Consider the following 21,427-nt stretch of genomic DNA (forward strand, 5'->3'; position numbering starts at 1 on the left):
CTACTTTTTGGCAGCGGCCTTCCTGGCAGGCGCCTTGCGCGTGGTGGTCCGCTTCACCGGTCCCTTGGCCCGCTTCTCGGCAAGAAGCTCGACGGCGCGTTCCCGGGTGAGTTCCTCCAGTGACGTCGAGCGCGGGACCGTGATGTTGGTGATGCCGTCGGTGATGTACGGACCGAAGCGGCCCTCCTTGACCACGATGTTCTTCTCGGAGACGGGATCCGGTCCGAACTCAGCCAACGGCGGAACGGCGGCACGGGCTCCGCGCTGCTTGGGCTGTGAGTAGATTTCCAACGCCTGGTCCAGGGTGATGGTGAAGATTTCCTCCTCCGACCCGATGGACCGGGAGTCCGTGCCCTTCTTCAGGTACGGACCGAAGCGGCCGTTCTGGACGGTGATCGGCGTGCCCTCGGCGTCTTCGCCCAGAACCCGGGGCAGGCTCATCAACTGCAGGGCCTCGTCCAGGGTCACGGTGTCCACGGACATGGACTTGAAGAGGGAACCCGTGCGCGGCTTTGCCTTGACGGGCTTCTTGGGGGGCTTGGGCTTGCCGTTCTTGTAGTACTCCACCGGCTGCGCAGCCAGTTGTTCCTCGGTCATCTCGGGGATGATCTCGGTGACGTAAGCGCCGTAGCGGCCGTTCTTGGCCACAATGGTGTGGCCCGTGTGCGGATCGGTGCCGAGGACGCGTTCCTCCGGGGCCGCAGTTTCCATGAGTTCAATAGCCTTGGCGGCCGTCAGTTCATCGGGTGCCAGTTCCTCGGGGACGTTGGCACGTGCCGACTCGACCACCTCGCCGGTCTTCTCATCAACCGTGGGGATGCTGCTTTCCAGGTAGGGACCGAACTTGCCCACGCGGAGCGTGATGCCCTCGGCGATCGGCACGGAGTTGATCTCGCGGGCATCAATCTCGCCGAGGTTGTTCACGATGCTCAGCAAGCCGGGGTCGGCGTCCTCGCCGTAGTAGAAGTGGCGCAACCACGCTGCACCGGCCTCCTGGCCGTTGGCAATCTTGTCCAGGTCACCTTCCATGTCGGCCGTGAATTCGTAATCGACATAATCGGTGAAGTGCTGCTCGAGCAGGCGGATCACCGAGAACGCGATCCAACTGGGGACCAGGGCAGAGCCCTGCTTCCTCACGTAGCCGCGGTCCTGGATAGTGGAAATCGTGGACGCGTAGGTGGACGGGCGTCCAATGCCCTTCTTTTCCAGCTCTGCCGTCAGGGAGGCTTCCGTGTACCGCGGGGGCGGCGATGTCTCGTGGCCTACTGCAACAATTTCCGAGGCCGACAGTTGATCATCCTTGGCTACGTTGGGCAGGCGGCGGGCTTCATCGGAATCATCGTCGCCGCGGCTCTCGTCCTTGCCTTCTTCGTAGGCAGCGAGGAAGCCGGGGAAGGTGATGACGGTACCCGAAGCGGAGAATTCCGCGTCCCGGCCATCTGCGGAGACCGCGCCAAGCCGGATGGTGGCCGTGGAACCCTTGGCATCGGCCATCTGGGAGGCCACGGTCCGCTTCCAAATGAGCTCGTACAAACGGAACTCATCTCCGCTCAACTGCTGCGCCACCTGGGCCGGAGTGCGGAAGGAGTCTCCTGCAGGCCTGATGGCCTCGTGGGCTTCCTGGGCATTGGCCGACTTGTTGGCGTAGATGCGGGGGCTCTGCGGAACGTATTCCGGGCCGTACAGCTCTGCCGCCTGGCGCCGGGCAGCCGTGACTGCCTCGTCGCTCAGGGCGGACGAGTCGGTACGCATATACGTGATGTAGCCGTTTTCGTAGAGGCGCTGCGCTACCTGCATGGTGCTCTTGGACGAGAAGCGCAGCTTTCGTCCGGCCTCCTGCTGCAGCGTGGAGGTGGTGAACGGCGCAGCCGGCCGCCGCGTGTACGGTTTGGTGTCGACGGACCGTACACGGAAGTCCGACTTCTCCAGGTTTGCCGCGAGAGAGGTGGCCAGTTCCTCATTGAGATGCACCACGTTGGAGGAGGTGAGCTGGCCGTTGTCGTTGAAGTCCCTGCCGCTGGCAACCTTGGCACCGTCCACGGCGGCCAGCTTTGCCTTGAAGGATCCGGCATCCGCGCCGAACTGGCCCGTCAGGTCCCAGTAGGAAGCGGCACGGAACGCCATGCGTTCGCGCTCACGGTCCACCACCATGCGGGTCACCACGGACTGCACACGGCCTGCCGAAAGGCCCTTGGCCACCTTTCGCCACAGGACAGGGGAAATTTCATAGCCGTAGAGACGGTCAAGGATACGACGGGTCTCCTGGGCATCGACCAGTGCGGTGTCGACGTCGCGCAGATTGTCCATGGCGCGGTGAATGGCCTCTTTGGTGATTTCGCCAAAGGTCATCCGGTACACGGGGACTTTGGGCTTCAGGACCTCCAGGAGGTGCCACGCGATGGCCTCGCCTTCGCGGTCCCCATCGGTTGCGAGGTAAAGCGCATCAGCGTCTTTCAGCTGGGCTTTGAGTTCGGCAACCTTTTTCTTCTTATCCGGCGAAACCACGTAGTACGGCTTGAAGTCGTTCTCGATATCGACGGCGAACTTGCCCAGCGACGTCTTCTTCAGTTCTGCAGGGAGGTCTGACGGCTGCGGGAGGTCACGGATGTGGCCGATGGATGCCTCGACGATGAAGCCCTCGCCAAGGTACTTGGCGATGGTCTTGCTCTTGGCCGGAGACTCCACGATCACGAGTTTCTTGCCGGTTTTTGCCTTGCTGGGCACGGTGCTCCTACAGAAAAAATGTGTATTGGGCTTGTGCCCATCTTGGCTTAGTTCACCATAGATTGCAGAATCCTGCGTTCTGCCGGGTCAGCGGGAACCTTACTGCCCGGGCGCCTGGCGGTCGTCAGGAATCATCGACCACAGGGTAGCAACCCGCTCGGCTCCGGGCGGTATCCGGGTGGGGTCCTCGAGCTCGTACTCGCGCAGGACCTCCCGGATCCGGTCGGAAAGCTCCTTGCGTTGCTGGTTGGTCAGGTACAACAGGTTACTGGCCAGAACCACCGATGCCGGTTCCTCCGCTGTTTCGCCGCGTTGGCGCCGTTCTCCCCTGGCCCTGGCAAAGGCAGAGGCCCGCCGCCTGAAAGCATCGAGTTCAAGATCCACCACCGCGATCTCCGGGCTTGCCACAGTGCCGCCGGAGATGGTGAAGTCGGTGCCGGCGGCTTTCCACCGGCGTTCCCGGGCGTCCCCGGCGTTCTCTGCGGGGGCCACGATCCCCCACTTCTGGAGGGCACGCAGGTGGTAGCTCATGGCGCTGGGGGTAAGGCCCGTTCGCGCGGCCAGTTCCGTTGCCGTGTGGCTGACCTGGGTGGCATAGAGCTCCGAAATGACTTCGAGCCGGGCAGAGTGTGCCAGGGCGCGGATGGCCTTGGGGTCGGTGATGACCACCGTCTTTTCCGCCCGCTTGCGCCGTGGGGTGCCGTCAGCCGAAGGGGAAGGCGCGTTGTTCGCAGTCATTTCCTCAGTGTAATCAGCGTCACTTGGCCGGAGGCCCGCATGCAGGGGGCGCGGCGGGTACAGGGCAGTCACGGCGTCTCCTTTTCCTGGGCCGGGATGAGGAAACCGTCAAGGACGAGATTCTCCACCCCTGCCAGCAACCCTTCACGGAACGTGGCGGGATCGATGTCTTCGGCATTTCCGAGGATGGCCTCCAGGGCACCGGCGAGTTGGCGGACAGTCAGCTCACCATCGCATGCAGAGACGAAGCCGGCCAGTTCGGTGCTCAGGAGGTTGGTGCGGCGGAGTCCGGCTCCCTGCCGCAGGAGGATCACTCCTGGATGCAGCGCTCCGGGCCGTTGGTGGCGTTCTTCAGTGACATCACCGGCAACCACGAGCCGCGTGTCCGGAAGGCTGGCTCCCACCAGCCAGTCAGCACGGTCGACAGCGGCCCCCAGATGCGGTCCGATGGGCTGTTCGATAGGGTAGGTGATCTCTTCGAAGCGTTTGATGGCGGCCTGCGCCGCGTCCCTGCGGCGCATCCAGATCATGCCGAAACCAATGCCCCCCACATCCCTGGACGCGAAGTCGTCCAGGTAGGCAGCATAGGACTCCCGGTAGTGGGCGCGGTCCCTGTTTTCCGAGGCGTCCTGCAACCACGTTTCCGCATATTGCTCCGGCCCCACCTGCTCCCGCTGAATGAACCAGGAGTCGACGTCCTGGCCCTCAAGCCAGGCTGCTGGACGGTCGTGCCATTCCGAGCCGGAGACAACTTCCCAGTTTCCGAGCATTTGCGTTGTGCCCCCGGGCTCAAGGACGCCGGACATTGTCCGGACCAAGGACGCCACGATTTCATCGCCGGGCAGTCCGCCATCGCGGTAGGTGAACTGCCCGGACGGGGTTTCTCCACTGGTACGGGGCGTAATGACGAACGGCGGGTTGGACACGACAAGGTCGAAGCGCTCGCCCGCCACAGGTTCCAGCAGCGATCCCAGACGGAGGCTGACCCGGTCCTCCAGGTTAGCGGGGTCCAGGTTGAGTTGGGGCGCATTGAGCAACAAGTTGAAACGGGTGAAAGCCAACGCCCGCTCGGAAATGTCCGTAGCGGTGACATGCTCGCAGTGGTGCAGCAAGTGGAAAGTCTGGATACCGCAGCCGGTACCGAGGTCCAACGCCCGGCGGCTGTGCTTGCGAACCGTCACCTGCACCAAGGTTGTGGAAGCCTGGCCAATACCCAGGACGTGATCGTGCCGCAGGACTCCCGGGGCCTGGTGGGCGGCGAGATCACTGGCGACCCACAGTTCAGCCCCTCCGCTGCCGTCCTGGTTGGGATCCCAGCCATAGGGGCGGAGATCCACCTTGGCCGCCACCATGCCGGATTCCACCGCCACGAGCCCCAGATCGGCCAGGCCCTGGGTCCGGACATGCGGCAACGCGGCATCGATGGCATCGACGCTTTGCGGTACAGCCAACAACCACAACTGGACGACTGCCGCCAAGGCCCGGACTGATGTGTCATCCGATCCGGCCAACCTCCCGCTGACCAACAGGGCCGGGATCAGCTGGTCCCTGCCCAGGGCGGCATGGGCTGACGGACCCAGGGCTTCAGCGACGCCGTCCACGGTGTAGGAAATGGCGCGCAGATCCCGGGACAAAGCCAGGAGGAGCTCCGGGAGGTCGCTGCGGGGAGCATCAGGGACATTGCCGGTGGTGAAGTCTGTAGCGGTCTGAGTCACCCTGCAAGTCTAGGGGCGCTGCTTCCGGTGCACCGATCGCGGATCCTCGTATGTGGAAAAGCAGCCGCGACGGAACCGGTAGCGTGGAACCATGCTCTACTCAACCTTCACAGGACGCCGTGCGTGCTCCCTGGCCGCAGCTGCGCTGGTGCTTGTCACAGCCGCAGCTTGCCAGGCACCGGTCAACATCGAGGACGCCGACGTGCCGACGTGGAGGGACTCAGTACTTCCCGTGGCCCAAGGCGACGTTGCCTTGGAAGACTCGGGCAAAATCCTGAACCGCGACCCCCTGGTCAAGGACGCGGCGCCGGTGGCAGCCGGTACGTACACGCTCACCATGGTCTGTGATGGCGGAGGCAAGGCCTACTTTGCGGTTTCGTCGGCCGGGAAGAACCTCGCGGATGCTGCTGCCGCATGCAACGGGAACCGCGACGTGGTGAAGATCAACGTCCCTGTTCCGGGCCCGGTGAGCATCTCCACCAGCAGCGTGGACGCCCCCTTGATGTACGCCTACCACCTCGCCGCAGCAGGGAACTGACCGGCCCCCTATTGGCGGCCGCCGCACCGGCGTAAAGTCGGATCATGGGCGGCACAGCGGCTGGCTCGGTGAGGCCACGGCGGCCGGTGAGGACCGCCGTCGTGCTTTATCTGGTAGCGGGCTGCACTCTGGCAGGTTGCGAATACACCTACGACGACGGCGCGCGCGCCGGCTCCAGTCCCTCCGCGACAGCGGGCAACAACGTCGTCCTTCCACCGGACCCGGCTTTGGAAGAAACTGTCAGCGGCGAGGAACTTGAGGAATGGGCAACGGCTGCCTTGCCGCAGTCCCAGGGACAGTCGTTTTATTCAAGTACCGGCTACCTCAACCCGGGCGAGTCCAAAACCGAGCAGACGATGCAGTTGCCGGTCGGAACCTATGCCGTGACGTTGGCATGCCGCGGCACCCGGCGGATGTCCTTTGCCGTGAAACTCGCGGGCAATGATCTGGTTGACCTGACGCTGGGGTGCGCAAATGCCCGCGTCAGCGTGGTGCAGCTGGACGTCGACGGTGCCTTGGAGATCACCGTGGGGGCAAGGTCGGACGCCAACTTCGCCTACCGGGTCAGCCGCCTGTAGGGGCGGTGCCAGGCTGCAGGGGCGGTGCCAGGCTGCAGGGGCAGTGCCAGGCTGCAGGGTGTCAGGCTGCGTCGCATCCCTCCGGGCACCGCAGGGTTTCAGGGCTGGCAGCGCATTCGCCGCAGTAGAGCGTCAGGGTGCGGCAACTTGGATTTGAGCAGTTCTCGAACTTGTTGGTGGGAGCTTCGCACCGCACGCACTGTCCGATCGTCTTGGCCTGGTCACTGAACTCGACGTGCATGCGCTTGTCGAAGACATACAGGGAGCCTTCCCAGAGCCCCTGGTCCTTAAACGTTTCGCCGTACCGGACGATTCCGCCGTCCAACTGGTACACCTCCTTGAACCCGCGGTTCACCATGAGGCTGGACAACACTTCGCAGCGGATCCCGCCGGTGCAATACGTAACGACCGGCTTGTCCTTGAGGGAGTCGTACTTCCCGGAATCAAGTTCCTTGATGAAGTCGTGGGTGGTAGCCACATCCGGAACGACCGCGTCCTTGAACCTGCCGATCTGCGCTTCGAAGGCGTTCCGGCCATCGAAGAAGACAACGTCCTCGCCTCCTGCCTTCTTCTGGTCGAGCAGGGCGTGAAGTTCCTCAGGCTGGAGGTGCTTGCCGCCTCCCACCACGCCGTTGTCATCCACCTTCAGTTCGCCCGGGGCGCCGAAAGAGACGATTTCGTCGCGGACCTTGACGCTGAGCCGGGGGAAATCGTCGGCACCGCCTTCGGACCACTTGAAGTCGATGTCCCGGAACCCTTTGTACTCACGAGTGGTCTTGACGTACTGCTTCATGTTGTTCAGTTCGCCGCCGACCGTGGCGTTAATACCGTCCTTGGAGATCAGGATGCGTCCGGTCAGGCCCAGCTTCTCGCACAAGGCGCGCTGCCAGAGCCGGACCGCCTCGGGATCGGAGATGGGGGTAAAGCCATAGAAAAGCACAATTCGGTTCAAAGCCACTGTTAAAGGGTACTGGGTGCAGTAAAATCCTCCGGATTGCCCACCGCGGTACCCGGCAGCCTGGTACGGGAAGTCACAATTCCATAAGCACCCATTGCTGCGGTCACCGGCCCCTGTTGCTTCATGGTGCGCTGGCATACTCTCTCTACATGAGTCCAGACGCCTTGGTTGAAGACATCGCGCATCTCCTTGAAGTCTGGGTGGCCGGCTGGACCGGCTGCCGGGGCTATGAAGCCCGCCAGGAGGGGCGCTTCCCCGCTGCGTTGCGCGCCGACAAGACGGGTGACTGGGAGTATTTCGCCCATGACCCGTCGGACCAGGAGTTTGCTGACCTGGCCGCGAAAACGAAGGAAGCGGAGACCCGCATCCTGACGATCCTGACCAACGACGTCCAGCACTACAAATACCTCGCCGAGCAGCATGGCCTGGCGGTCAATTCCGCCTCCCAGACCATGATGGTGGTGGATATGGAGACACAGGACTCCGAGGATCCATGGCTTCCCGACGACGACCTGGAACTGGCAACCTCGGAATCCAACGGCGTACACCACGCCGTGGTGCACTCCGGCGAACAGGTCGCTGCGAGCGGCCGGGTCTACGTTGTGGACGGGACTGCGGTTTTCGACAAGATCGTAACGGAGCCGGCGTTCCAGCGCCGGGGCCTTGGCAGCTTCATCATGAAGGCGCTGGCTGCCAAAGCATTCGAACACGACGTGCAGAACGGTTTGCTCCTGGCGTCGCTGGACGGCCAAAAACTGTATTCGCACCTGGGCTGGGACGTGGTGTGCCACGTACTGATGATGTCCGCGAGCCCCAACGACAGCGCGGATCTCTCCGTCGCCTAGCCACGTGCCGGCGGACCGCGCCCCTGTGGCTCGCGCCCGGCCGAAGATGGCATGCCCGGCGGAATGAAACAATGATCAGGTGGCTGCAACAACTTCCCCGATCAACCTGCTGGGCCGGACCCCGGACCCCGAGCAGCTGCGCCACGTCCACACGATCCCTGCCCGCAAAGCAATCAACGAGCCCTGGCCGGCATGGGTGCACCCCGACATTGTGGAGGCCTACGGCTCCCTGGGTGTCCGGGAACCGTACCGCCACCAGGTCCAGGCCGCCGACCTTGCCCACTCCGGACAGCATGTGGTGATCGCCACCGGCACGGCCTCTGGAAAGTCGTTGGCGTACCAGCTGCCTGCTCTGGACGCCATCCACCGCTCCGAGCTGCGGATCCAGGCAGAACCGGGGAAAATTCACGACGACGGCGCCGTCACCTTGTATCTCTCCCCGACCAAGGCTTTGGCTGCTGACCAATTGGCGGCGGTCCGCTCGCTCAGGCTTCCTACCGTACGCGCGGAAACCTACGACGGCGATACCGACATGGCGTCGCGCCGGTGGATCCGTGAGCACGCCAACTTCGTCCTTGCCAACCCCGACATGCTGCATTTTGGCATCCTTCCCAACCACGCCTGGTGGGCTGGCTTCTTCCGCCGGCTCCGCTACGTGATTGTGGATGAAGCCCACAGCTACCGCGGTGTTTTCGGATCCCACGTTGCCAACCTGATGAGGCGGCTGCGACGGATCTGCGCCTATTACGGGGCGGGTAATTCCTTCCCCGAGCCCGTGTTCATTGCCGCCTCCGCCACTGCTTCCGACCCCGGCCTTTCCTTTGGCCGGCTCATTGGCGCTCCGGTGCGTGAGGTCGCCGAAGATTCGTCCCCCCACGGGTCCACCACGGTTGCGCTGTGGGAGCCTTCGTTGACGGACGTCAAAGGGGAGAACGGCGCCAAGCAGCGCAGGACCGCAGTGGCCGAAACCGCCGACATCCTGGCAAACCTGGTATCTGCACGGGTCAGGACGATAGCCTTCATCAAATCCCGCCGCGGCGCTGAGTCCATCTCCTCCATCACCAAGCGGCTGCTGGATGACGTGAATCCAAGCCTGCCCGGGCGCGTGGCAGCGTATCGTTCCGGCTACCTGCCGGAAGAGCGCAGGGCCGTGGAGCAAGCCCTGCGCTCCGGCCAACTCCTTGGCGTTTCCAGTACCTCTGCTTTGGAGCTGGGCATCGACATCTCCGGGCTGGATGCAGTGATCGTGGCCGGGTGGCCGGGCACGCGCGCCTCGCTCTTCCAACAGATAGGGCGGGCAGGACGGGCAGGCCAGGATGCCATCGCCGCATTCGTGGCAAGCGACGATCCCCTGGACACCTATCTGGTGAACCACCCCCAGGCCATCTTCGACGTATCTGTTGAGGCCACCGTCTTTGATCCCGGCAACCCGTATGTGTTGGGCCCGCACCTGTGTGCTGCTGCAGCGGAGCTGCCCATCGGGCCAGCCGAACTGGAACTCTTCGGCCCCACAGCAGAGGGCCTCCTCGACAAGCTGGTCATCCAGGGGTACCTCCGGAAGCGGCCCGCCGGGTGGTTCTGGACCCATCCGGAGAGCGCCGCCGGCATGGTCAACCTCCGCGCCGATGGCGGTGGCCCAGTGAGCATTGTGGACACGGAAACGGGGTCGCTGCTGGGCACCATGGATTCCCCCCAAACCCACTACCAGGCGCACACCGGAGCGATCTACGTCCACCAGGGCGAGAGCTATCTGGTGGAGGAACTGAACGAAACCGACCATTGCGTCATGGTGAAGCGCGTCAACCCCGATTTCTACACGACTGCACGGGACGTCACCCAGATCGAAGTCCTGGAGACATCGAAGTCCATGCAGTGGGGAGACATCACCGTCCATTTCGGCGATGTCAAGGTAACCACCCAAGTTGTCTCCTTCCAGCGCAAGGCCTTGATCTCCAACGAAATCCTGGGTGAGGAACCCTTGGACCTCGGGGCACGTGACTTGTTCACCAAGGCCGTGTGGTTCGTGGTGGACAACCGTTCCCTTCACGGCGCCGGCCTGGTCGAGGCACAGTTTCCGGGAGCGTTGCACGCCGCAGAGCATGCTGCCATTGGGCTCCTTCCGCTGGTGGCATCCAGTGACCGCTGGGACATCGGGGGCGTATCCACCGCCCTTCACGCGGACACCGGAGTCCCCACCATCTTTGTGTACGACGGCCATCCCGGTGGTGCAGGCTTTGCCGAGCGGGGGTTCGAGAAAGCCAAGGTCTGGCTCACGGCCACCCGTGAGGCCATCAAGGCCTGCGAGTGCGATGCCGGCTGCCCGTCCTGTGTGCAGTCTCCAAAGTGCGGAAACAAGAACAACCCCCTGGACAAGGCAGCCGCCATCACGCTCCTCGACGTCTTGCTGAAGGAAGCCGTTTAGCTTCTTCCTGATGCCGGAACTGTTACGTCGGTTCCCCTGAGCCTCAACGCCGGCAGGAGTGCGCTCGCGTTTATGGTGGCGGTCCTGCCCGCGAGCGCCCTGTGGCTACTCCCAGTGAGAAGGCAGCCTCCAACTCAGTGGAGACTTCCACAACTTCCCCGCCCGTCACCGTGCACCCGGTCAGCCCCGCTCCGTGCCTGGCCGCGACGGCAGCTGCGACCGTGCACGGATCGCCTTCGGCAAGGCCCCGCGCAGCGTCGGCCGCCGCCAACGCTGACAGGTCCGCCGCCGTTGCAGCCTGCGATGCCAGAATGCCGGCCCTCACCAGAAGCAACAGTCCGGCAGCCAGTGCCATGACCACCACCGCGAGCGCCAGGGCCAGGAGTGTTCCCGCTCCGCGCTCCCGCGCAGGGCTATATATTTCCTTGGTCCGGCCGCCCGGCCCCCGCCACCGCCGGTGGATAACCCTCCACGCCCGTTTCATGGACCGGCCACATCTCCTGAACCCGCCGGTTCCGGGGCGTTCTCGGTCAGGGCCGTAGCCGTTGCCGTCAGGGTCCACGGAATCATGTGGCCCAACGCACCGCCGGGCGCTGCCGATGCTGTCACCGTGACCCAGCCGTCGCTTACCCCGACCACCGCGGTTGCTGTGTCACCAGCGAGTCGCCGGACGATGGACTGGGCTTGGTCGGTGCTGTCGCCGCGGGCCAGGGCACGGGCACCAGCTCGTGCCGCTTCCTCCAGTCGGAACTGGGTGATACCCGCGGCACCGCCCGTGAGAAGGAATGCCAGGAGGAGGACCACGGCCGGCAACGCGACGGCGAATTCGGCCGTCACGGCACCGTCCTGGTTGAGGGGGCCGTTCGACGCAGGGGTCATGGCAGCGACAGCGCAGTGCGGATCAGGGTGAGCAGGAAACCGCGGACTTCCTCGCTGCGAAGGATGACCACCAGCAGGCCCGCCAGTCCAACAGCAGCAAGCGTTGCGATGGCGTATTCCGCCGTGGCCATCCCGGCTTCGGACCCTGCGCTCCCGAACCTGGATCGAAGCCGCCTGGTCATCGCCGCAAAGCACCGCCCCTGGCAGGGCCGTACGGAAAGGGCGGAGTTGGAATTGGCTGTTGTCATTGTCTGTCCTTCCAGAGGGAATACCGGTGAATCGTCCGGCATCATTGACTCTTCCGGGTCTTCACCGGGTCCTGTAGGGGTTGCTTGGGTGAAGTGGATAAACCGTCCGCCCATGCTGTGTGTGGAGGAACAGTGGGGCAGGCCGGGCGTCATGGTGCTGCATCATCCTGCGGGCATCATCGCGATCAGCACGGGGACAATGCCCAGGCAGATGAACGCCGGAAGGGAACAGCGACCCAAAGGCACGACCAGCTTGACGCCGAGGGCAGCCGCCCGCTTTTCTGCTGCCCGGAACTGTTCCCGCCGTTCCCTTGCTGCCTGTGCGTAGAGAATGGCCGCCGAAGGCGCACCGGTCATGGCGGCGAAAGCCAGCGCATTCCTGAGCCGGACGACTTCGGGCGCGGGCTTTACGGAACTTCCCCATGCCGTCTGCCAGTCGGTCCCGATGGCCAGGGCGGCCACCACAGGCCGCAGGGAACTGGCGACCTCGGGAGTTCCGCTGCGGGCGACCAGCTCCAATGCGCGTCCAAGACCCGCACCTGCGTCCAGCATGGAGGCCACCAGTTCCAGCATCATGGCAGGATCGCGGAGACCGTCGCCGGGAGCCTCAGGGAGGTCCTGGCCGGCGTGGTGAACGGCCTCAACCGCGTGGCGGCGGGAAGCCAACGACGATTTCAGACGTCGCCGGACCGAGGCCGTCATGCCTCCTGGGTGGAAGGCCAGGAACGCCGCAGCACCAAGGACAACCACCAAGCACACCACCGGGTATTCGGGTATCACGTTGGTCCGGCCGCAGCAGTTACAAGCCGTGAGGACCATACCCTCCCGGCTACTGTCAGCAGGAGCCCTGTACCCAAGGTGGCGATTCCAAAAATGTTCTCCAGCAGGATTCCCACAGGATCAACGCCCAAGGCCGTGCCCAGGACCAGCCCGAACACCGGTAGCCAGGACAAGAGCCGCACGGTGGCTTTGGGACCAGCCAGCGCAGTTTGCCGGGCGGCCTCGGCATCCTCCTCGGCTTCCAGTTGCGCAGCGAACCGTGTCAGCAGGTCAGCCAAGGGACAGCCGCTGGTTTCGGCCACTTCCAGGCATGCTGCCAGCTCCATCCAGATTCGCCGCTCGGCATTGCCCTGGCGTGGGTACACCCCGGCCGCCCTGCTTCGGATGGCCTGCGCCGCGGAGTTCCCGACGACAGATGCTGCTTTGGCCGCACCCAGAATTTTCAAGGAGTTGCCGGAAATCCGGTGGCCGCCGCCGACCTCCGGGCGCAGCTGGTGTACCTGCCATATTTCCTCCCATAAGCGTGATGGAGTACGGCCACCGCGAAGAAGCGCTGCAAGCTGTTGAACGAGGACCACCAGGGGCACGGAACCGTTGTCAGGCGGCCTCCGGAACAGCGGTTTCGGACGGGTCAGGGACCAGCGTCTGGATCCGGTGCCGGGTTCGGTAGAGGCGTCCAACACCGCCTGCATGCGCCGGCGTGAAGTTCCGGAGCCGCTCACGTGCAGCCACGCCGCCAGGGAAAGGACCAGGAGCAGCATGATGCTCACGTGTACCGCGCCAGATCCGCGCTGTTGGCATCATTGGACCCCTCAACTGTTCGTGCTGCACCGCCCGGCCCCCGACCGTGGAGACCGAGCCGGTCAGCCAGGCAGGGCCACGCGGCTTCCCAGGAAACACCGGACGCCGAAACCCGGACAGCCGTTTCCACAGTTTGGCCATGCGGAGTCTCCACCAAAACTCCGATGGAACCGACCCGCCGGCCATGCGGGGTTCTCTCCACGTGGATCACGACGTCCAGGGCACTGGAGACCTGCAACCGCACAGCCTCGGCACCAAGGCCGGCGAGTGCGCCCAGGGCAACCAGCCGGGCGGGTACGTCCTGTGCCGTATTGGCGTGGATGGTTCCTCCCCCGCCCGTGTGTCCGGTGTTGAGTGCCGTCAGGAGTTCGCGCACTTCCGGTCCGCGGCACTCCCCCACAATCAAGCGATCAGGACGCATGCGCAGCGCTTGCCGGACCAGTTCGCCGAGGTCCACGGCGCCCCCGCCCTCCAGGTTGCCGTGGCGGGATTCGAGCGACACCACATGAGGATGGACCGGGTTCAGCTCCGAGGCGTCCTCAATCACCACGAGGCGCTCCGATGGGTGGCTAAGCCCCAGCATGGTGGAGAGCAACGTCGTCTTGCCCGAACCCGTGGCACCGCTGATGAGGAAGCTGAGCCGACGTTCCATGATGGCTCGGAGTATGTGTTCCACGTCCGGGCCGAACATGCCGCCCTCCCGCAGCTCTGCCATGCTGAACGTGTCCTCCCGCCGGATGCGGATGGACAACAGGGTTCCCGCGGTTGAGATCGGCGACAACACGGCGTGGACGCGATAACCGCCGTCGAGCCTGACATCGACGCAGGGCGAGCCGTCGTCCAGCCGCCGTCCTCCGGCGGAGACGAGCCTGGTAGCCAGGGATCTGACCTGCTGTTCCGACTCGAACCGTACGTTGGATTGTTCGATCCCCCGTCCCCTGTCCAGCCACACGGAGTCAGGCCCGTTGACGAAGATGTCCGTGACGGAAGGATCCTTGGCGAGGCCCTGCAGCGGTCCCAGACCGTTCAACTCGGCGTTGATGGATTCTGCAGCCTCAAGGGCTCCCGCAGTCCCCAGAAGCCGTCCGCTGGCTTGGACTGCTGCCGCCACAGTAGAAGGCGTCACTGGTCCGTTGCCGGCAAGGACGGATTCACGCACTGCTTCCAGCAGGATGGCATCCGGCCTGCGGTTCTGCGGACGGCGGTACCCTTCCGGAACACGACCCGCCGGCCAGCCCCCGGCGTTCAGTGGCCGGTTCATGGAAGGAGCCCGTTCAGTTCAAGGACCTCTCCGGCAAAGGCAAGCACTGGTTTCCTCCGCCCCAGTTCCAGCAGCCGCCCCTGCTCGGTTGCTGCTGCCACGCCGCGGATCCCCGGGACAGTGCCCAGCAGGGGCAGGCCGAGGGATCCCGCGATGACATCGGCATCCATGGCGGCCGGCTTGCCGTCGCGGACGAGGAGCGCGGTATCCACCGGCGGCAGTTCCGCAAGGATTCTTGAGGCGGCAACCGCAGGCTTGAGGTGCGCCAAGGTGAGAAGCAGCATTCGGTCGCAATCCCAGGCCAGGGTCCGGAGAGCGTCCCCGGACCGCCCGATGTCCACCACCACTGCTTCGAAGCTTCTGCGGGCGGCGTCCATCACGGCAGCCACGGCAGCGGGTTCGGGTGTCACCACAGGTGCCCTCGTCCCCGGCCAGGACAGGAACGCGAACCCTCCGGCCACCGGCAAAGAGTCGTGGAACTGGGAGGGATCGATGCTGCCTCGGGTGCCCGTGAAGTCGGGCCACCGCAGGCCCGGCGGCTCGTCTGCAGTGACGGCCAATTCCAGGCCACCGCCCCACGGGTCGCCATCGATGAGCAACGTCCTGATACCGTGGCTTGCTGCCGCTTGCGCCAGCCACACTGCGGCAGTGGTGGCTCCGGCCCCGCCGCTGCCGCCTATGAGCCCGAGCACGCTTCCGCCGGGCTCCGGGGACCCCGACAGGCTCAGGTGCTCGGCCAGCCAGCCGGCGGCTTCGGGCAGGACAGCTACCCTGTCAGCCCCCACTGCGGCGGCCAGTTTCCATAGTCCGTCCCCCTCGGCGGCCGTGCCCAGGAGGATCGCCGGGACTTGCCTGCGGGGCGGGATCTCCCGGATATCGCTGCCGATAAGCACAGCATCGGCATGGTCCCACCCGTGCATTGCGTCTCCGATGTCCGGTACTGCACGCAAATTCCCGCCGGCTGCTGCGACAATCCTGGTGGCTTCCTCCTCCAGATGGGGGTTGCCGGTGACCAGCAGGATGTCGGCGCCACCGGACGGCGTCCAGTTCCCTGGGTGCTGGATTTCCTCTGTTTGGTTGGGGCCGTGCTTTTGCCGACGATGTCGCTTGTTCATGAAGCCACTCTCATGGCCGGACACGGCTGAGGACAGGCCCGAATCCCCTCATGTGGATAAGACTGCGGCCGGAGCGGCTGTTGGGGAGCAGTCGACCTGCCATGCTCCGGGAACAAGGCAGAATGGAGGACATGTATCTGCTGCTCGCCCCCCACCAGGACGGTGCAGCCATACAACGGGTCTCTCCTGCCGGGAAGGCCACAGCGGATGCCCGCGTGGTCACCGGAAGTGAGCTGGCCGCCGTCGTTCTTGACTTGGAAAGCCAGCGGCCCCGCTGGGTCTGGGAACGCACCCAGGACTGGTACCCGGGTCTGCTGAAACAGGGCGTCGAGGTGGAGCGCTGCCATGACCTCACCCTGTGTGGCGCAATTCTGGCGCACTCCAGCTTCACAGCAGACACGCAGTACGCCCGCAGCGCGGCGAAGATCACCCAGGACGACGACACCGTTCCTCCGCGTGCACTCCAGCCGCCTCCGGTGCCGGCCTTGCAGGATGCCCTCTTCGAGGAGCTGCCCCAACCCAAGGGCATGGGCCTGGACGATCTACGCGCTGAGTTTGCGGCACAGCAGGAAGCGGTCTCGCTCGTCACCGGGGATGACCGCTGCAGGCAGCGGCTTCAGTTGCTGCTGGCCGCCGAGTCCGCAGCTGCGATCGTGGCCGCGGAGATGCAGCACGCGGGTGTCCCGTGGCGGGAGGATCTCCACGAACAGATCCTCACCGACGTGCTGGGACCCCGTCCGCCCCTGGGTCAGCGACCTCCCGCGCTGGAAACCCTGTGCAGGGAATTGCGAAGCATCCTGGATTCTCCGGCGTTGAACCCCGATTCTCCCCAGGACCTGATGCGTGCGCTGCACCGGAACGGGATCGAGGTCAAAAGCACCCGCCAGTGGGAGCTCAAGGAATCCCGGCACCCCGCCATTCCGCCCCTGCTGGCCTATAAGAAACTCTCCCGGCTCCACACCGCCAACGGCTGGGCCTGGCTTGACGCCTGGGTACACAGCGGGAGGTTCCACCCCGAATACGTGGTGGGTGGGGTGGTGTCCGGCCGCTGGGCTTCGCGCGGTGGCGGGGCTTTGCAGATTCCACGGAACATCCGCGCGGCAGTCCACGCCGATCCAGGCCACAAACTCATTGTTGCCGACGCTTCCCAACTCGAGCCGCGTGTCCTGGTGGCGTTGGCCCAGGACACCAAAATGGCCGCCGCTGCCCGTGACAAGGACCTCTACGCAGGCATCGCCGCCCAAGGGTTCGGCGGTGACCGGTCCAAGGCAAAAGTGGCCTTGCTCGGGGCCATCTATGGAGCCACGACAGGCGAATCAGGCAGGCTCATGCCCCAGCTCGCCCGAACCTACCCGCGGGCGGTTGGGTACGTGGAGCAGGCTGCCCGGGACGGCGAAGCGGGGCTCACCGTAACCACCCGGCTGGGCCGCAGCAGTCCACCTCCCTCCCCCGGGTGGCTGCGAAGCCAGCAGTCCACCACTGCGGAAGAACAGCGACGCGCAGACAACCTGGCCCGCTCCCGTGGACGGTTCACCCGAAACTTCGTGGTCCAAGGTTCCGCGGCTGAGTGGGCGGCATGCTGGCTGGCTGAATTACGACGGCGGCTGCGCACCTTGCGCGCGGAGGGGTCACCCTCCGGTGAACTCGTTTTCTTCCTCCACGACGAGGTGATGGTGCACGCCCCCGACAACGCAGTGGAAGCCTGTATCGCGGCCATCGAGGAAGCGGCGCATGCTGCCAAGGAACTCTTGTTCGGCCGGATACCGGTGGAATTTCCGGTGAGTGTCGCCGTCGTCGATTCCTACGACAAGGCGAAGTAGGCACGGACCCGCTTGTGCCTTGTCCGCCGCCCCGGGTGGGAGGACACTTGGCTCGTGGGGTCGGAGATCCGTGATGCGGTGGCTTCCTACGTTGGTTTTCAACTGTCGGAGCTGGAGGCGGGCATGTCCCTGATCGCGGCCGCGGACCAGGAAGCCGTCCACTCGGCCCGCCTTGCCCTTCGGCGCCTGCGCTCGGTGATGTCCTGCTACCAGCCGCTCCTACCCGATGTCCCCCGTGGTTTGAGGGACGGAATCCGGTCCTTGGCCCGGGCCCTGGGCGAAGCCCGGGACGCCTACGTCCTTGCCCAGCGGTTCACCTTATGGTTGGACGCGTACGCCGACTGGCTCAGCGGCGCGGCATTGCACCAAGCGGTGGCGGAACTGGTGGCGTCCAGCAACAGGATGGCTGCAACGGTCGGCCGGGACGCACGGAACGTCGGCCTGCTGGCGGCTGCCCGCGCTGCCTTGCTTCCCTTGCCCTCGACCAAACCGCAGCCCGGCCCGGAGGATGCGGCGCGTTTGCTGCAGCAGCAATGGAGAAAAGTCCAGGAGCGGTTGGGCGCCGCAATGTCCACGGAGGTCAGCACCGAAGAACACCCTGAACTCCTGCATGCAGCGCGCAAAGACGTCAAAGGACTGCGCTACGCTGCCGAAGCTGTCGCGGAAGCGCTGGGACCCCGGGCCGCAGCCATCGTCCAGCCGGCCATGGCGTTACAGCGCATCCTGGGGGAACACCACGACAGCGTTGCCGGACTTGCCTGGCTGGCCCGACTCACGCCCACCATCAACCCGGCGGACATCGAACAGCTCCGCGCCATGGAATCGCGGCGGCTCGGTGAAGCCCAGGCGGGCCTGCACCGGCTGCTGCGGGATGCCCCGATTCCCGCCCCAGTTGACGTCCTGTCTCCCCACGTGGCGCTGGCGGACGCTCCGGCACCCGCAGTGTAGAGCTAGAGGTCGATGTGGTGGAGCCGGGTTTCGTCCCAGGGAACAGTCCAGCCCAGTTCGTCGAACAACCCGCTGAGAACCATCCCCGTGAAGCCCCACACCAGGACCCCATTGACGGTAAATCCTGGACTGGTGTAGGTGCGGCCGAACCGGCTGATGGCGGCCGTGACCCTGTTGGCAGGATCCAGGAGGTCCCGCACCGGCACGCGGAACACCTGCGCGGACTCCGCGTAGTCCACCACCCTCACGGGAGACGGGGCGTCCCACCACGCCAGGACCGGGGTCACCCGGAAGTTACTCCGGATCAGCCCGAGTTCGGGAATCAGTCCAAGCACCCGGACCCCCGCGGCGTCCAGGCCGGTCTCTTCCACAGCTTCGCGAAGGGCCGCTGCAACCACGGACTCGTCTTCCGGATCCACGCTGCCTCCCGGAAAGGCAACCTGGCCGGGGTGGTCGTCCAGGGTGTGGGCCCGTTCCAGCAACAGGACGTCGAGGTCTGCGGGAGCAGTGGGCCGGTCCGATTCTGCGGGGACGTCGTCCAGGACCCCAAAGAGCATGAGGACGGCCGCGCGCCTGGTGGTTTCGGCACTGACAGGCAGCTGGGACCAATAGGCTGAATGCCTCTGCCCGCCCGATGCAAGACGCTCCACCAGCGCCGTCAGGTCATCAAGCGCCGTCATCCGGGCCTCCTTTGGGATTCCATCCGGATCTCGGCCGCCCGATGGGTCTCGGCCAGAAGCTTCTCCAGAAGTTCCTCGTTTCCGGGTGCGAGCTCGTACTTCAGCAGCTTGGCGGCCTTGACGGGATCGGTCTCCCCTTCCCCATAGCTGGGGCAAAGGCTGGCCACCGGGCAGGCACCGCAGGCCGGCTTCCGCGCATGGCACACCCGTCTCCCATGGAACACTACGCGGTGCGACAGCATGGTCCAGTCCCGTGGCTCGAACAGTTCAGCGACGTCGAACTCGATCTTCACGGGATCATCCGACACGGTCCAACCGAACCGGCGTGCCAGGCGCCCAAAGTGCGTGTCCACCGTGATGCCGGGAACACCGAAGGCATTTCCCAGCACCACGTTGGCCGTCTTGCGTCCCACGCCCGGCAAGGTGACCAGGTCCTCCAACCTGCCGGGAACCTCACCGTCGAAGTCATCCACCACCTTGTTGCTCAAGGCCAGGACGTTCCGGGCTTTCGCCCTGAAGAACCCGGTGGGTTGGAGGATGGTTTCCAGCTCCACGGGATCTGCCTCGGCCATGGCCCTGGCGTCCGGGTAGCGGGCGAACAAAATCCTGGTGACCTGGTTGACCAGTACATCCGTGGTCTGCGCGGAGAGGACAGTGGCCACCACGAGTTCGAAGGGGTTGCGGAAGTCCAGCTCTGCGTGGGCGTACGGATACTTTTCGGCAAGCACCCTGTTGATTTTGCGTGCCCGGCGTTTGAGCGCCAGCGGCGAACCAGCTTCAGCGATGGCCACAGTGCGCTGCCTAGCCGCGTTCGATGTTGCTCAGTTCCCGCAGGACGCCGATCTTGCCGTCGGTGTCCTGGACCAGGAACTCGTGTCCGCGGTCTTCCAGTGCCAGGACCCAGCCACCGGGCTCGATGACGAAGGCCGGTGCACCGGTGCGTTCGTCATAGGCCGTGCGCGGCTGGGCTACAGCGAACCAGAAAGCCTCGTAGGCCGGGGCAGGGCTGGAGTCGTCGGGGCGGCTGGCTGGGTCGACCGTGGCCCCGATGGACTCATGGGAGCGGGGTCCACCGTGGACGACCGGGGTAGCCATGGTTGCTGCCCACGGACGTTCGGTGCCTTGCTGAGCGGGCTGCTGGGCGGCCGGCTGCTGAGCGTGCTGGGTGGTTGCAGCATCCGCAGCAGCGGGAGCCTCCTCGCGTGGCGTGCCTGACGCATCCCGGGACGCGGCGGCCTGGGTTGCACCCGCCGCCGCGGGAGATGCACCCGCGTGAGGTGCTTGTTCTGCAACCGGCTGTGGTGCCCGGGGTTCCTGCGCTACGGGCGGGTTCGCGGCGGTTCCGATATTCCCGGCGCTTCCGCCGGCTCCGGCCGGGGCTGCCGGCTGAGGCGTGGGAGCTGCCGGAGCTCCTTGGCGAGCGTCGGCTTCCTGCGGCGATGCGCTGGTGGCGTCAGCAGAATGCACGACGGCGGGCGCCCCGGTCCCAGCCGGAGCAGCGGCACCGGCGGGGGTACCGAATCCAGCGGAAGCACCAAGGCCGGTGGAAACGGGAGCAGCATTTTCGCCCACCTTGCCGGCTGCGGGCTTGGGAGTCTTAGGAGCAGGGGGCTTGCGGGTGGGCTGGACGGCCTGCCGCGCCACCACGTGGGCGGGTTCATCGGCACGGCCTTTGAAGTCGGCAGAAAGGAAAGGCAGGTGTGGGCCAAGAACAGTTGCTGCCAGGAGCCCCACTGATCCCACCAGGCCCAGCAGGACGCTGCCATTGAAGGACACCGCCGTCGTGAGGAAGAACAGGAGGAACGCGAACGCAGCCGTGACCGACGCAAACTGGTCAACGGACAGGGAGCCGATCCGAACGTGGGTCTTGGGCTGGAGCCGCCGTGCTGCAAACAGTGCCACCACGGTCAACGGCAGGAGGATGCCCAGCAGCAGGAAGAAAAGGTTGCCCACATTCCAGAGGTTGAACCGGCCGCCGAACATCGGCAGGAGCGAGGCTACGAACATGAGCAGCGCGGAGCCAAACACCGTGAGGTCCCGGACTGTGAAGGGGCCGGCAACGGCGTCGTATTTACCGGAGTTGGCCGCCGGTGCCGCAGTTGGGTTGGACGTGCTGCCGTTGGTGGCTTTTCCAGCTTTCGTGTCCTGTCCCGCCTGATGTGCGTCGTGTGGGCCCGGGCTCAGCTGGTTCATCTGTTTCTCCTTCGTACGGCGGTGTCCCGGGCAGTCCGGACCGGTTGAACCGCACTGTTCCGCGGCACACCGGACACGCCTCTGATGCGTCCCGGGACTTGTTCAGCCTATGCCACGCCACTGACAGTGTTCTAGCTGAAAGGGCCCTTACGACTTCGCCCACAGCAAACTCCTAGCTCCCTCG

General features: G+C 65.2%; 19 protein-coding genes and 1 pseudogene. 6 read left to right on the forward strand and 14 right to left on the reverse strand.

Annotated features, from left to right (window positions below; translation table 11 throughout):
- The 3 genes from topA to ACUYMZ_RS16725 all read right to left on the reverse strand — a co-directional run bounded on the left by topA (position 1) and on the right by ACUYMZ_RS16725 (position 5,177).
- Complete coding sequence (gene topA, locus ACUYMZ_RS16715) at positions 1-2,724, reverse strand: type I DNA topoisomerase (protein WP_481604644.1); 2,724 nt, start codon at positions 2,722-2,724, stop codon at positions 1-3.
- Positions 2,725-2,823: 99 nt separating this feature from the next.
- Positions 2,824-3,462 (reverse strand): ArsR/SmtB family transcription factor, encoded by a 639-nt coding sequence (locus ACUYMZ_RS16720; RefSeq protein ID WP_426003950.1) that lies wholly within the window; start codon positions 3,460-3,462, stop codon positions 2,824-2,826.
- Positions 3,463-3,530: 68 nt separating this feature from the next.
- Positions 3,531-5,177 carry a DUF7059 domain-containing protein gene (locus tag ACUYMZ_RS16725; protein WP_481604646.1) on the reverse strand — a complete coding sequence of 549 codons (1,647 nt, stop codon included), beginning with the start codon at positions 5,175-5,177 and terminating at the stop codon, positions 3,531-3,533.
- Positions 5,178-5,268: 91 nt separating this feature from the next.
- Here ACUYMZ_RS16725 and ACUYMZ_RS16730 point away from each other — a divergent pair, with 91 nt between their 5' ends.
- Positions 5,269-5,715 (forward strand): hypothetical protein, encoded by a 447-nt coding sequence (locus ACUYMZ_RS16730; RefSeq protein WP_426003952.1) that lies wholly within the window; start codon positions 5,269-5,271, stop codon positions 5,713-5,715.
- 44 nt (positions 5,716-5,759) lie between these two features.
- A complete protein-coding gene (locus ACUYMZ_RS16735; RefSeq protein WP_426003953.1) occupies positions 5,760-6,293 on the forward strand; it encodes a hypothetical protein in 534 nt (177 codons plus the stop codon).
- 61 nt (positions 6,294-6,354) lie between these two features.
- On the opposite strand, the gene trhO is transcribed toward ACUYMZ_RS16735, so the two are convergent.
- Positions 6,355-7,251 (reverse strand): oxygen-dependent tRNA uridine(34) hydroxylase TrhO, encoded by an 897-nt coding sequence (trhO, locus tag ACUYMZ_RS16740; RefSeq protein ID WP_442424695.1) that lies wholly within the window; start codon positions 7,249-7,251, stop codon positions 6,355-6,357.
- A gap of 149 nt (positions 7,252-7,400) precedes the next feature.
- Here trhO and ACUYMZ_RS16745 point away from each other — a divergent pair, with 149 nt between their 5' ends.
- Entirely contained in the window at positions 7,401-8,096 is a 696-nt protein-coding gene (locus ACUYMZ_RS16745; protein ID WP_426003955.1) for a GNAT family N-acetyltransferase, read from the forward strand.
- A 79-nt stretch (positions 8,097-8,175) separates the two neighbouring features.
- A complete protein-coding gene (locus tag ACUYMZ_RS16750; RefSeq protein WP_481604649.1) occupies positions 8,176-10,518 on the forward strand; it encodes a DEAD/DEAH box helicase in 2,343 nt (780 codons plus the stop codon).
- A 70-nt stretch (positions 10,519-10,588) separates the two neighbouring features.
- On the opposite strand, the gene ACUYMZ_RS16755 is transcribed toward ACUYMZ_RS16750, so the two are convergent.
- From ACUYMZ_RS16755 to ssd, 7 genes and pseudogenes are all read right to left on the reverse strand, one after another.
- A complete protein-coding gene (locus ACUYMZ_RS16755; protein WP_481604651.1) occupies positions 10,589-11,002 on the reverse strand; it encodes an Rv3654c family TadE-like protein in 414 nt (137 codons plus the stop codon).
- Positions 10,999-11,397 (reverse strand): TadE family type IV pilus minor pilin, encoded by a 399-nt coding sequence (locus tag ACUYMZ_RS16760; protein WP_442424692.1) that lies wholly within the window; start codon positions 11,395-11,397, stop codon positions 10,999-11,001. Before ACUYMZ_RS16760 ends, ACUYMZ_RS16755 begins: the two co-directional genes overlap by 4 nt.
- Positions 11,394-11,543: pseudogene (locus ACUYMZ_RS16765) on the reverse strand (DUF4244 domain-containing protein); the annotation flags it as partial. The gene ACUYMZ_RS16760 and the pseudogene ACUYMZ_RS16765, both read right to left, overlap by 4 nt.
- A gap of 264 nt (positions 11,544-11,807) precedes the next feature.
- Positions 11,808-12,425, reverse strand: coding sequence for a type II secretion system F family protein (locus tag ACUYMZ_RS16770; RefSeq protein WP_481604653.1), 618 nt, complete (start codon positions 12,423-12,425; stop codon positions 11,808-11,810).
- Positions 12,422-13,195, reverse strand: coding sequence for a type II secretion system F family protein (locus ACUYMZ_RS16775; protein WP_442424691.1), 774 nt, complete (start codon positions 13,193-13,195; stop codon positions 12,422-12,424). The genes ACUYMZ_RS16770 and ACUYMZ_RS16775 overlap by 4 nt, the downstream gene beginning before the upstream one ends.
- Complete coding sequence (locus ACUYMZ_RS16780; protein ID WP_481604655.1) at positions 13,192-14,487, reverse strand: TadA family conjugal transfer-associated ATPase; 1,296 nt, start codon at positions 14,485-14,487, stop codon at positions 13,192-13,194. Before ACUYMZ_RS16780 ends, ACUYMZ_RS16775 begins: the two co-directional genes overlap by 4 nt.
- Entirely contained in the window at positions 14,484-15,602 is a 1,119-nt protein-coding gene (gene ssd, locus ACUYMZ_RS16785; RefSeq protein ID WP_481604657.1) for a septum site-determining protein Ssd, read from the reverse strand. The genes ACUYMZ_RS16780 and ssd overlap by 4 nt, the downstream gene beginning before the upstream one ends.
- 131 nt (positions 15,603-15,733) lie before the next feature.
- Between ssd and ACUYMZ_RS16790 the strand changes: the two genes are divergently transcribed.
- Together ACUYMZ_RS16790 and ACUYMZ_RS16795 are read left to right on the forward strand one after the other, a co-directional pair.
- Positions 15,734-17,422, forward strand: a complete 1,689-nt coding sequence (locus ACUYMZ_RS16790; protein WP_481605915.1) for a bifunctional 3'-5' exonuclease/DNA polymerase — start codon at positions 15,734-15,736, stop codon at positions 17,420-17,422.
- A 54-nt stretch (positions 17,423-17,476) separates the two neighbouring features.
- A complete protein-coding gene (locus ACUYMZ_RS16795) occupies positions 17,477-18,370 on the forward strand; it encodes a CHAD domain-containing protein (protein WP_481604659.1) in 894 nt (297 codons plus the stop codon).
- Positions 18,371-18,372: 2 nt separating this feature from the next.
- Here ACUYMZ_RS16795 and ACUYMZ_RS16800 read toward each other — a convergent pair whose 3' ends face one another.
- Genes ACUYMZ_RS16800 through ACUYMZ_RS16810 form a run of 3 tightly spaced genes read right to left on the reverse strand, consistent with a single transcriptional unit; the run spans position 18,373 to position 21,243 of the window.
- Positions 18,373-19,050 carry an NUDIX hydrolase gene (locus ACUYMZ_RS16800; RefSeq protein ID WP_481604661.1) on the reverse strand — a complete coding sequence of 226 codons (678 nt, stop codon included), beginning with the start codon at positions 19,048-19,050 and terminating at the stop codon, positions 18,373-18,375.
- The gene (gene nth, locus ACUYMZ_RS16805; protein WP_426003966.1) at positions 19,047-19,841 is read right to left on the reverse strand and encodes an endonuclease III; all 795 of its coding nucleotides are present in this window, start codon (positions 19,839-19,841) and stop codon (positions 19,047-19,049) included. Before nth ends, ACUYMZ_RS16800 begins: the two co-directional genes overlap by 4 nt.
- 10 nt (positions 19,842-19,851) lie before the next feature.
- Entirely contained in the window at positions 19,852-21,243 is a 1,392-nt protein-coding gene (locus ACUYMZ_RS16810) for a hypothetical protein (protein WP_481604664.1), read from the reverse strand.
- Between the last annotated feature and the right edge of the window lie 184 nt (positions 21,244-21,427).

It is taken from the genome of Arthrobacter sp. T572 (assembly GCF_056780115.1).

Excerpts from the sequence above, each read along its gene's own strand:
- ACUYMZ_RS16720 (WP_426003950.1), bottom strand. The coding sequence starts at position 3,462 with ATGACTGCGAACAACGCGCCTTCCCCTTCGGCTGACGGCACCCCACGG.
- ACUYMZ_RS16730 (WP_426003952.1), top strand. The coding sequence starts at position 5,269 with ATGCTCTACTCAACCTTCACAGGACGCCGTGCGTGCTCCCTGGCCGCA.
- ACUYMZ_RS16735 (WP_426003953.1), top strand. The coding sequence starts at position 5,760 with ATGGGCGGCACAGCGGCTGGCTCGGTGAGGCCACGGCGGCCGGTGAGG.
- ACUYMZ_RS16745 (WP_426003955.1), top strand. The coding sequence starts at position 7,401 with ATGAGTCCAGACGCCTTGGTTGAAGACATCGCGCATCTCCTTGAAGTC.
- ACUYMZ_RS16755 (WP_481604651.1), bottom strand. The coding sequence starts at position 11,002 with ATGAAACGGGCGTGGAGGGTTATCCACCGGCGGTGGCGGGGGCCGGGC.
- ACUYMZ_RS16760 (WP_442424692.1), bottom strand. The coding sequence starts at position 11,397 with ATGACCCCTGCGTCGAACGGCCCCCTCAACCAGGACGGTGCCGTGACG.
- ACUYMZ_RS16780 (WP_481604655.1), bottom strand. The coding sequence starts at position 14,487 with ATGAACCGGCCACTGAACGCCGGGGGCTGGCCGGCGGGTCGTGTTCCG.
- ssd (WP_481604657.1), bottom strand. The coding sequence starts at position 15,602 with ATGAACAAGCGACATCGTCGGCAAAAGCACGGCCCCAACCAAACAGAG.
- ACUYMZ_RS16790 (WP_481605915.1), top strand. The coding sequence starts at position 15,734 with ATGTATCTGCTGCTCGCCCCCCACCAGGACGGTGCAGCCATACAACGG.
- ACUYMZ_RS16800 (WP_481604661.1), bottom strand. The coding sequence starts at position 19,050 with ATGACGGCGCTTGATGACCTGACGGCGCTGGTGGAGCGTCTTGCATCG.
- ACUYMZ_RS16810 (WP_481604664.1), bottom strand. The coding sequence starts at position 21,243 with ATGAACCAGCTGAGCCCGGGCCCACACGACGCACATCAGGCGGGACAG.